Source organism: Nevskiales bacterium (assembly GCA_035574475.1).
Lineage (GTDB): Bacteria > Pseudomonadota > Gammaproteobacteria > Nevskiales > DATLYR01 > DATLYR01.
Window position 1 is genome coordinate 1 of sequence record DATLYR010000064.1, and the last position, 11815, is coordinate 11815.

Sequence of the window (11815 nt, forward strand, 5' to 3'; positions counted from 1 at the left end):
GATCCGTCACCGCCACAAGATCCAGCCGGTCCCAGCTGAAGCTCTCGCGAGTACCATCCGGGTAGAGGATGGCCGTGAGCCGGTCAAGGTCATCATATTGATACTGCAAGGTATGACCTTCCGCATCCGTGCGACTGGCGATGCGGCCGTAGCCATCGTAGGTCAGGCCGAGGGCGGTAACGCCGTTGGCGTTGACGATACGCTGCAGATAACCGAGCGCATCGTATTCGTAGCGCGTCACTTCACCGAGTGGATTGGTTTCCGCGGTCAGCTGGCCTGCAGCGTTGTAGGCGTAATGCGTGGTCTGCCCCGCGGCATCCGTGGCCGTCAGGGGCAAATGCTGATCGTTATAGGTGAAACTGGCGATGATCGCGGTATCCGAAGCCGAGATCTGCTGGCGAACCCTCAGCAGGTCAATGCCGTTGGGGGCGTAATCGAAATAGGTTCTTCGCCCGACCGCGTCCGTGCGGCTGGTCACATTCCCGAGACTGTTATATGTCGCCGATGTGCGTTGCGTGGCGCCGTCATCGAGTACCCGGCCCACCTGCGCAGGCTTGTCGAGTGAGCCAGTGCGCAGTGCGTCAGTCTGGTCGGGATAGGTGTACCAGACCCGTCCCTCCAAGGCGTTCTTGCGACTTTCGGCGATGCCTGCCGTGAGGCTGGTAGAACCTTCATGCAGCCAATGTGTCAGCCGTGCCTGGCCATAGTTGGCCGTTCCATGCGTGGCATAAACATGCTTGTCCCAGTGGAAACTGTTGCGATACTGCAAGTACTGGTTTCGTACCGCCATACCAACGGGCACCGTTGCCGCGGGATCGCTGTCGCTGATGCCCGGCGCGCTGTGCCGATACTCGAGGCGTTCCGTGTAGCCCATCGGATCGGTTGCCTCCAGCCAGCGGAAGTTGCTGTCGTTGCCGCCGCGCTGGAACCGGCTGGTGCCGTAGGGGGTGGTCATTGCCACGATCAGGGAACTGGCGTCGTACTCGAAGGACGACACCAATCCAAGAACATCGGTGATCGAAACCAGGCGGCCCTGGCTGTCATACGCCAGGCGTGCGGAACGGCCAAAAGGATCGGTGATCCGAGTCACCAGCAGGGGCCGGTTCGACAACTCGTAGGAAAAGACCGTGTCGCGGCCGGTCGCGTCGCGAACCGACGTCAGGCGCAGCTGATTGTCGTAGTTCAGGGTGGCAGCGTTACCTTGCGCATCCACCACCTGCGACAGAAACATGCGGCGCGGACTGCTGCTTGCACCGTCGGCATGGGCAAAAACCTGCCTGCCACCGTCCGGCATGCGCAGCTCGTAACGAATCGCCGGACCTGTCGCCGGAATTCGCACCAGTCGCGCACTCCCTTGCACTTCAGGCGCGAAGGCGCCGGTAGAACTGCTGTAGCCCGTGTATACCACAGCGCCGCCGCCTGCCACGTAGCGGCGCACCGAACTGCCCGGCGAGGCTGGCGAATCCTGCACGTAGGACAGCCAGTTGAAGGTCCATTTCGGCCCCACGTTAAAAAACCCAAAGGTTGCCGGCTGGTTGGCCTCACGCTGGTTATACGTCAGCGTGACCCGCATATCCGGCCCGATCGGTGGCGTGTAGCCGACCGGGGCGTCGGTCAGGTTCAGGCTCACCGTCATTGCATGAATGTTGTAGCCGCACATACCGGCGTTGACGCTACAGTCATGCAGTTTCTCGTCGTTGGGCTTGGTGGCATTGGGGTCGTTGTTGCCGGTCAGGCCCATGCCGTAGACCGCTGCGACCTCGCTGCGGGCGGCCTGCCGCCAGGCACGATTCACACGCGCTGCCGGCACCAGGAAGTATCCGCTCGCCTCGGTGTCGATGGCCGAGCGTGTCATCCACAGCTCGCCACTGGCGAAGGTCGGGTCCTGGACCTGATAAAGCCCGTCTTTCTCGCTGACGATGGCGGCGAAGTGATTAAGCCGCCAATGCACGATGGCCGGTACCGGCACCGGCTGACCCGGCAGACGATGAACGATCTGGTGAGACAGGCCGGCTTGACGCGCGAACTCGGATACCTCGGCCAGAGTGAATCCATTGTGGTCAGAGCGCAGCGCCTCCAGAAAATCCGCCTGCTCAGTGCCACTGTCCATGGCCAGCAGCAGGTTCTGCAGCGCCCTGGGACCACACAAAAATGCCATGCCCGGATCGTTGCGCATGGACCACAACGCCTCGCGGGCACCCGCAAGCGTTTCAGTGGCCGGGCCACTGACCGCACGTTCGTCGGCCTCGGCCAGGAGCGCTTGCAGTTTTTCCGCGTATCCCAAGCGCGCGTACATGCGCGCCAGCTCACCCAGGGCACGATCCGCCAATACCCTGGCCTCGGGAGCCGTGGCGTGCCGACCCGTGGCCCAGGCGCGCCGCCAGGATTCGATCGCACGCGAAAAGTAGCCGGCCTGATAGAAGCCGATGCCAAGATTGGCCAGGAGCGCGGTATTCCAGGCGGATTGCGGGTGAGCCTCGACAAAGGCCGCCAGTGGTGCGGAGAGCAGCGGATAATCCAGCGCGGGATTCTGCGGCTGGCGGTAGGTCTGCACCGCCAGCGCGAGGGCGCGATCCTCCTCTGCGGTGGTGGGCCCGGTGGACACCAATGGCTCGCCCAGGCCGGGCACGATCAGAATCCGGGGAGCGTCTGCGGGGACAGGGGGATTTTCAGCGGTGTTGGTACTTGCGTTTGCCGCTGTCATTGGCGCGGCAAGCGCTATGCAAACCAGCAGGCGCAATACCGGCTTCCCAGCCCCCCGCGCATATCCGCAACGAATCCCACGCCAGACTGGAATACCCACCGCACACCTCCCTGTATGCCGAGCTCATCGGAAATTCTGCGGGAAGGATGCGTGAGCTGACGGGCATGCCTTCCCTGGATGCCCCTGATTGAACAGCACATCCTTGTGTGCGCCGACCCTAAGACAAAAATCGCGGGAATGCAACCACCGGAACAGACCCTGCTCTCGGTGCAAGCGATCAGCACATCATCGCCGTGCTACTTTGCACGTCGGCCGGGTGGGAGGCGGCGCGCCGGATCGAGGGCACAAATCTGGCACAGTCGGAAATAAAAAAGGGACCGAGGAAAATCCTAAGTCCCTGATTGGAAATGGTGGTGGAGTTTACCGGTACGTCCAACCGCTATCTACGAGCAACGGGTAAGTCAGCGGAATTGGGCGCGATGATGAGGGGCCCCTGCGGCCACGTCTCTGTTGAGGAAGAGCGCGAGCCCGGCGTCCGTCAGGACGTACTCGACGTGCCCCGGCAGGAAGCACTTGACGGCGTAGCCTCGGGCAACCAGTGCCGTCAGCACGGACTGCTTGGCGGCCCCTCTGATGTTTGAGGGCAGCGGCTCGATCGCCCGGCTTGGGCGCGTGGCCGCGCGTCGGGCGGCTTCGTACTGGGCGACGGTTAGGCGATGGTGGACGGTCATGGGGGCGGTCCCGAGAGTGGATGAGACCCCTATCAGGGCGCCACCGGCAGCCGAAGCCAAGGACGCGTGCTCTTGCTGTAGCGATATATCGTGTGATATAAAATCGCCAACAGAGCACGCGAATGCGTCATGAGCCCGGAGCAGATCCGCCATCTTCGCAAGACACTAGCCCTCACCCAGCAGCAGTTCGCCGAGCTGCTGGGTGTCTCGTTCGTCACGCTGAATCGGTGGGAGAACGGTCAATCCAGGCCCTCCGCGATGGGGCAGGCCAAGTTGCAGGCGCTTGCGGGTCGGTCAGGCGGACATCTGGCGGAGGTGGAGGAGCCCAGCGGGAGTACGGCGGCTTCCGACAAGGGCGATGCAACGCCTCGGCTTGATTTCCTCGGCGACGCGAACGCGCTGCGCGTGCTCGTCGAGGGCGAGCGGCTCTCCTACGGGCACCTGTTCAATCCGGCATTCGCCACCGAGATCAGCGAGATCGACCCGCTGCCGCATCAGCGGATCGCGGTCTACCAGCGCATGCTGCCACAGCATCGCCTGCGCTTCCTGCTGGCCGATGACGCCGGCGCCGGCAAAACGATCATGACCGGGCTCTACGTCCGCGAGAGTCTGTCACGCAGGACGATCCGCCGTGTCATGGTGGTGGCGCCAGCCGGTCTGGTGGGTAACTGGTACCGCGAGCTGCACAAACTCTTCCAGTTGCCGTTCAAGATCGTGACCGGCAACGATGCCAAGGAAGGCAATCCATTCATCGGCGCCGGCAGTGACCTCGTCGTGGTGAGCATCGACAGCCTGCGTAGCGCCAGGCTGTTCAACGCGCTGCGCGATCCAAAGGTCGTGCCCTACGACCTGGTGGTGTTCGACGAGGCGCACAAGCTCTCGGCGAACCGCGACCTGGATGGGACGTTCAGGGCGACAGACCGGTATCGGCTGGCCGAGGCCATCGCCGGGGTGCGCGAGCTGCCCGAGGAGTGGCACATGCCGTGGGCGGCCCACCACCTGCTGCTGCTCACCGCCACGCCCCACATGGGCAAGGAGCATCCGTATTACTGCCTGTGGCGGCTGCTGGAGCCGGAGCTGTTCAGTACCGAGACCGCCTTCGCCAAGTTCCCGCGCGAGTCGCGCGAGCGCTACTTCATTCGCCGGGTCAAGGAGGAGATGGTCGACCTCCGTGGCAAGCCGCTCTATCCCGAGCGCCTTTGCGACACGGTGAGCTACGACCTCACCCAAGGCCAGATCAGCGAGCAGGCGCTTTACGACCGCACGACCGCATACATCCGCCATTACTACAACCAGGCGCGGCTATTGAACCGCCAGGCCGCGCGGTTCGCCATGACGGTGTTCCAGCGGCGCATGGCCAGCAGCACCTGGGCGCTGCTCTGCTCTTTCCGCAATCGCCTGGCGAAGCTCGATACGTTGATCGACGACATCCAATCCGGTCGGGTGCCTGAGGAAGATCTACGCAGCCAGCAAGAGCGCCTGAACCGCAAGGTTCGTGAAGGAAGGCTGGTGGACGTGCTGGCCGCGAAGACCGCCGATGAGGAAACCGAATCGGCAGGCGTCGAAGAGCACGAGGAGAGCGAGGCCGAGGCGCTGGGCGCCTTCATCGCCACCAGCCTTGCGGAGCTCATCGACGAGCGCAACCAGGTGCAGGAGCTGATCGCACTCGCCGAGGCCGTTCACGCGAGCGGCCAAGAGTCGAAGTTCGAACGGATGGCGGAACTGCTGCGCTCGCCGCAGTATCGTGACCAGAAGGTCATCATCTACACCGAGCACCGCGACACACTCGAGTTTCTCGTCCGGCGCCTCGAGGGCATGGGCTACGCCGACCAAGTGGCCTACATCCACGGTGGCTTAGGTTTCGAAGAGCGCGACGCTCAGGTCGAGCGCTTCCGGCGACCTCATGACGCCAATGGCAAAGGGGCCCGCTTCTTCATCGGCACCGACGCGGCGGCCGAGGGCATCAACCTGCAGTTCTGCTGGATCCTGATCAACTACGACGTGCCCTGGAATCCGGCGCGGCTGGAACAGCGCATGGGGCGGATTCACCGCTACGGCCAGAAGCGCGACCGCGTGGCCATCATCAACCTCGTGGCGGGCAAGACGCGAGAAGGCCGGGTCATCAAGACCCTGCTCGACAAGCTGGAGGAAATCCGCAAGCAGCTCGGGTCGGACAAGGTGTTCGATGTGGTCGGCCGCATCTTCGAGGGCATGGCCATCACCGAGTACATCCAGCGGGCCATCGAGTCGGATGACGAGGCGGACAAGAAGGCGCTCGAACTCGCCGGCCAGCTCACGCCGGAGCAGGTCAAGGCCATCGAGGCCCGCGAGGCGTCCCTCTACGGCAAGGGCGGCGACGTCCGCATGGACCTGCCCCAATTGCGCGAGGCCATGGCCATCGAGGAGATGCGCCGCCTGTTGCCGGGGTATGTCCGCCGGTATCTCGAGCACGCCGCGCCGGTCATTGGCATCGACCTTGTCGGCGATCTCGAGGGTGTCTTCTTCATCCGGCCACGCAAGCGTGGGGTGCTCGACAGTCTCCTCCCGGTGCTCGAGACCTACCCCGAGTCGGCGCGCAACCGCTTCACCGTGTACCGCCCGGACGACGGGCGTGATGCTGTCTTTCTGCATCCGGGTGAGCCCGTCTTCGAACGTCTCTCGGCCCTAGCCATTGCGCGCGCCCGTCACGATGCCTTGCGTGGCGCCATCTTCACTGACGTCAGTGCCACCGCACCCTACCTATTCCATGTCGCCCGCGTCAGCGTGGAGCGCGGCGTGGATCCCGGCGTGCCCGCGTTTCTCCAGCCTGAGGTCATCGAACAACGCCTCGTCGGCCTCAAGCAATACGCCGATGGCCGGCTGATCGAGGCGCCCGTCGAGCACCTGCTGCTCCTCAAACCCACAGACAAACCCAGTCCTGGCAGCGTCGTGTTTCTCGCCCAAAGCGACACATGGCGGTTGGCTGCGCAGGAGCACATTCAGCGCGAAGTCGTCGGCCAGCTGGCTGATCTACAGCGCATGAAAGCGACCCAGCGCCTCGCGGAGACCCAGGAGTATCTGCAACTGGCGTTCGACTACCAGGAGTCGGAGCTGGCTGCCGCGCGCAAGCGCTTCACCGAGAAGGCCCGCGATGGCAACCGGGCGGCGGCAGCAGAACTCGAGCGGATCAAGGCGCAACAGCGAAGCCTTGCGCAGCGTCGCGATCAGGCGCTGATCCAGGCGCGCCGCGAGGTAGAACTGATCCAGCCCGGCCGCATCGAGATTCTGGCCACCGCGCTGGTGCAGCCCTCTACCGATCCCGAAGACATCAAGGCGCGCGACGCCGAGGTCGAGCGCATCGCCACGGAAGTGGCGATCGCCTTTGAATCAGCGCAGGGTGCAGACGTGCGCGACGTGTCAACGCCCGACAAAGCCCGCCTGGCCGGGCTCACGGACTACCCAGGTTTTGACCTGCTCTCCAAACGGCCGGGCGAGGAGCGCGGCATCGAAGTCAAAGGGCGTGTGGGGGTCGGCGAAATCGAGCTGACCGAAAACGAATGGGCGCGCGCCTGCATCCTGCGCGAGCGCTACTGGCTGTACGCCGTGTTCGATTGCGGTGGTGCCCAGCCCCGCCTGCTGAGGGTGCAGGACCCCTTTGCCAAGCTGATCGCCAAGTCACGTGGCAGCGTGGTGATCGGCTACAGCGACATCGTTCGCAGCGCGTCGGAGTAAGGAGTAAGCATGGCAATTCCCGAAAGCCAGTTGGAAACTTGGTCGCATCAGGGGGCAGTGACGTCCGCATCCGCGATCTATCAGCGGATCCGAGACGCGTTGCAAGCTGATGCCACGCTGTCGGTCCGGAACTTCGATGTGTTTCTTCAGGGGTCATACCGCAACAGTACGAACATCCGTGGTGACAGCGACGTGGATGTAGTGGTCAGGCTCAACGAGACCTACATGCCTGACTACAGCCTATTGGATGCTTACACCAAAGGCATCGTTGAAGGGCATAGCAGCCCGGCGACGTATACGCTTGCCGATTTCAGGCGCGACGTCTCCAGCACCATCCGGCGTGCCTTCCCGAATCACAACATCACCGAAGGCGGGAAGAGCATCAAGATTCCGAGGACGACCAACAACATTCCGGCCGATGTCGTTCCCTGCTTGGAGTATCGGCTGTATTACAAGACTCAATCAGGTGCAGTTGACTACGCGTCTGGGATCTGGCTGAGGGATGTTCAACGTAATCACGAGGTCACCAGTTTTCCGACTCAGTCTTATGAGAACGGGGTGGCCAAGCACGGCAGAACGAGCAACTGGTACAAGCCGACCGTCCGCATCTTCAAGAACGCCCGCGGCTGGATGGAGGACAACGGCCTGATCGGGAGCGGGGCGGCATCCTCCCATGCCATCGAGTGCCTGCTCTACAACGTGCCAGACCAGCAGTTTGGCAGCAGCCACTCTGACACCTTCGTCAACGTCGTGAACTGGCTGAGTAGCGCGGACCTCACGAACTTCGTCTGCCAGAACGGCATCCAGCGCCTGTTCAGTGACGGACGGTGGACCGAGGCAAACGCCCGCGCCTTCATTGCTGGTTTGATCCAGATGTGGAACCAGTGGAGATAGCCGATGCACGGGTACGCATCTGACAACCCTTTCCGAGGACCGAAGGTGTATTTCGCCTTCGGCGCTCTGGCCATTGGTGCGGCTAGTCTTCTGCGTGAGCTGGCCATGCTGCCGCCTGTGGCTGGGTATATCGATGCAGCCGCGCTCTCAGTAGGTGCGATCTACGGCGGGATGGTGTTTATGTATGAGCGCTGGGGCTGGCGCTGGCTTTCCACGTTGAAAAATCTCAATGGCACTTGGGTCGGGACCATCACCACCTCGCACAACGGCGGAACCAGTGTGCCTTGCGTCATGCGCGTGCGCCAGACGTGGACGCGCATGGCCATCGATCTCGAGACCGAGCAATCGCGCTCCCACACGACGATGGCGGCGCTCTACGAAGAGCAGCCGGGAGATATCGGGCTGAAGTACGAATACGTGTGCGAGCCCAGAAACCTCGCCACCCCGACGATGCACACCCATCGTGGCGTCTGCACGCTGGCAATTTCGATGGAAGCGAAGGACGCGCGGCTAAGCGGGGATTACTTTACCGGCCGCGGGCGGGAAACCCGTGGCGAAATCACGTTGACGCGCGTAGCGAAGAATCTGCTGGACTTCGATGCCGCCTTGAAGAAGGAAAAACAATGAACGATAAACGCCTGATCGAAGTCGCCTTCCCGCTCAAGCAGACGTCCATCGACTCGGTGCACGAGAAGAACGTGCGCCATGGCCACATCTCCACGCTACACATCTGGCCTGCGCGTCGACCGCTGGCCGCCAGCCGCGCGGCGCTCATCGCGACGCTTTTGCCGGACCCCGGCGACAAAGAAAAGCGCGATGAAATCTTGAAGCGCCTGGGTGGAACACTCAAGAAGACCACCAAGAAAAAGAAAATGCCCAACGGGCGGGTGGAGGACATCGAGGCCTGGGAGACCGAAGGCGGCGTGCTGCACTGGGGCAATGAATCCGGGCCGGAGATGGACTGGTTCCGGCAGGAAATCCGCAAGGCCTACGGTGGGCGCGCGCCCAAGGTGCTGGATCCCTTCGCTGGCGGTGGGGCGATTCCGCTCGAAGCGATGCGCCTGGGGTGTGAGGTCACCGCGGTCGATATCAACCCGGTGGCCTGGTTCATCCTCAAGTGCACGCTGGAGTATCCGCAGAAGCTCGCCGGAAAAAAGCGCCGGCTGCCGGACTTTGCGCTCGAGGATGCGGCCTTTCTGACCGACTACTTCAAGGCCCGCGGCCTCAGGCCCAAAGACGCCGAGCGGCGTGCGCGGCAGGCGGCCGGCAAGGCGGAGACTGCGCGCCGCGAGCACCCGGATTTTTTTGGACTGCCGGACCTGGATGCCGGGGAACTCGACGCGGACCTCGCCTGGCATGTGCGCGCCTGGGGCCGCTGGGTGCTGAAAGCCGCGCGCAAGGACCTGGCGCGCTTTTATCCCACCTATGCCGAGTACTGCACGGTCAAGCCCTACCGGGTCGTGCCGCTGGATACGGGCGAGCGCCTCAAGCTCGTGCCGGTGAACGACGCGGGCGAGCCGCAGGTGGAGCTTCTCAATGCCGGTTTCGATGCGGCGTATCTGGACAACCCCGCCAATCCGCGCTGGATCGCCAAGCCCACCGTGGCCTACCTTTGGGCGCGCACCGTGCGCTGCAAGGCCTGCCGGGCCGAGGTGCCGCTGCTCAAGACCCGGTGGCTGGCCAAGAAAGACAACAAGCGCGTGCTGCTCACCATGCGCCCGCGCGAGGACAAGACCGGCGTCGTCTTCGGCATCGACCCGGATGCGCCGGTCAAAGGCGGCAACGCCGCGCAAAAGCGCGAGCATGACAAGAGGCTGGGCGCCGGCACCATGAGCCGGGCGGGGGTGACCTGCCCCTGCTGCGGGACGATCATGACCATGGACGATTTAAAGCTTGAGGGCATGGCGGATCGTCTCGGGGAAATCTTGACCGCCGTAATTGCTGATGGACCCTCGGGCAAGGAATATCGATTGCCCACAAATTTGGATATTGAATGTGCAAACAACGCGCGTGAATGCCTTGGCGATCGTTTTGCCGCTCTCCCCTATGGCTTGCCCACCGAGAGAATTATTGAAGACGCCAAGAGAAACACCTGGTGCGTGACCTACGGCGTTGACCAATGGCACAAGTTGTTCAGCGCCAGACAGCTTCTCTCCACGGCGACATATATCGACGCATTGAGACGTGCCGTTGAAGCTGCGCGTGGCATGTACCCTGCCTATTGGCCGGAGGCACTTGGGGCTTACTTAGCTGCGTGCATAAGCCGTTTGGTCGACCGTGGCAGCATGATCACCACTTGGCAAACGAACGCCGAAAAGTTGGGGCACACGTTTTCCCGGTTCGCCTTGCCCATGGCATGGGATTACGCCGAGCTTCAGCCGGATGCGGATTCGTCAGGTGGATTCATTCAGGCAGTCGAATGGGTGGCCCAGGTTGTGGAGCACGCGCTTTCAGCCTGTGAGCATGCCCCCTCGCCCACAGTCCTACGAACATCTGCCATTTCTCAGCAGCTGACCGATCTGGATGTGGTGCTCACAGACCCGCCGTATTACGACGCGATCGGATACGCGGTTCTCATGGACTTCTTCTACGTTTGGCTGCGCAGGGCTCTATCGGGGCTTTCCCCAGCGATAGACGCAGCCTTTTCCGAGCCGCTCGCGCCTAAATGGAACCATGAGGCCAATGACGGAGAGTTGATCGACGACGCATCTCGGTTCGGCGGTGACAAGGAAGCCTCCAAGCGCAACTACGAGGCTGGGATGGCGAGGGCCTTTGCCGCTTGCCATGCCGCGCTGAAGCCGAATGGACGGCTGGTGATTGTCTTTGCACATAAGCATCCCGATGCTTGGGAAACCCTCGTGGGTGCCATCATTAAGGCCGGCTTCGTGGTGGACGGTAGCTGGCCGATCCAGACCGAGCGTGAAGCCCGCACTCGTTCGCTATCGTCGGCCGCGCTGTCCTCGTCCGTCTGGCTGGTCTGCAAAAAGCGCGATCCGCTGGCCCGTGCGGGCTGGGATACCCAGGTGCTGAAGGACATGCAGGCCCAGATCACGCAGCGGCTGCGCGAGTTCTGGGATGCCGGCATCCGTGGCCCGGACTTCATCTGGGCCGCCACTGGCCCGGCGCTCGAGGCCTACAGCCGCTACCCGGCGGTGAAGAAGGCGTCCGAACCGGGCCGCCTGATGACGGTGACCGAGTTCCTCGGCCACGTGCGCCGCATTGTGGTGGATTTCGTCGTCGGCCGCGTGCTCTCGCACGGAGCCTCGGAGCCCACGCCCGGCGATCATCCGCTGGATGACGTGACCACCTATTACCTGCTGCATCGCAACGACTTTGGCCTCAAGGAGGCGCCGGCGGGCCCGTGCATCCTCTACGCCGTGTCTTGCGGCCTCTCGGAGCGTGAGTTGGTCGACCAGTATGAGCTGCTGGCAAAGAGTGGCGGTGGATCGCAAGCCGAGGACGAGGAGCCGTCGGAAGACGACGAAGAAGGCGATGCTGAGGAGGCCACATCATCCGGCGGTGGTGGCAAGTACAAGCTCAAGGACTGGCGCGCCCGCAAGCACCGCTCGCTGGGTGTGGAGACCGCGAGCGGCCGCGCGATTCCGCTGATCGACCAGGTGCACAAGCTGATGCAGCTGTGGGCGGCCGGCGATGTCGTCAAGGTCAACGACTATCTGGACGCGCGCGGCCTGCGCCGCAGCCCGATCTTTGCGCAGCTGCTTCAGGCGCTGATCGAAATGAACGAACCCGGCGCCGAGGAACGTTCGATCCTGGA

At 63.1% G+C, this 11815-nt stretch carries 6 protein-coding genes; 4 read left to right on the forward strand and 2 right to left on the reverse strand.

Annotation, left to right across the window (positions count from 1 at the left end; genetic code table 11):
- Positions 1–2629, reverse strand: a 2629-nt coding sequence (locus VNJ47_03705; protein HXG27937.1) for a cysteine peptidase family C39 domain-containing protein, incomplete at its 3' end; no start/stop codon positions are given.
- Between the two features lie 536 nt (positions 2630–3165).
- Positions 3166–3435 (reverse strand): hypothetical protein, encoded by a 270-nt coding sequence (locus VNJ47_03710; GenBank protein ID HXG27938.1) that lies wholly within the window; start codon positions 3433–3435, stop codon positions 3166–3168.
- Between the two features lie 129 nt (positions 3436–3564).
- On the opposite strand from VNJ47_03710, the gene VNJ47_03715 reads away from it, so the two are divergent.
- The 4 genes from VNJ47_03715 to VNJ47_03730 form a co-directional block, all read left to right on the forward strand.
- A complete protein-coding gene (locus tag VNJ47_03715; GenBank protein HXG27939.1) occupies positions 3565–7146 on the forward strand; it encodes a helicase-related protein in 3582 nt (1193 codons plus the stop codon).
- 9 nt (positions 7147–7155) lie between these two features.
- A complete protein-coding gene (locus VNJ47_03720; GenBank protein ID HXG27940.1) occupies positions 7156–8040 on the forward strand; it encodes a nucleotidyltransferase in 885 nt (294 codons plus the stop codon).
- Positions 8041–8085: 45 nt separating this feature from the next.
- The gene (locus VNJ47_03725) at positions 8086–8667 is read left to right on the forward strand and encodes a hypothetical protein (GenBank protein HXG27941.1); all 582 of its coding nucleotides are present in this window, start codon (positions 8086–8088) and stop codon (positions 8665–8667) included.
- On the forward strand, positions 8664–11815 hold a 3152-nt coding region (locus tag VNJ47_03730; GenBank protein ID HXG27942.1), incomplete at its 3' end, for a DUF1156 domain-containing protein. The genes VNJ47_03725 and VNJ47_03730, both read left to right, overlap by 4 nt.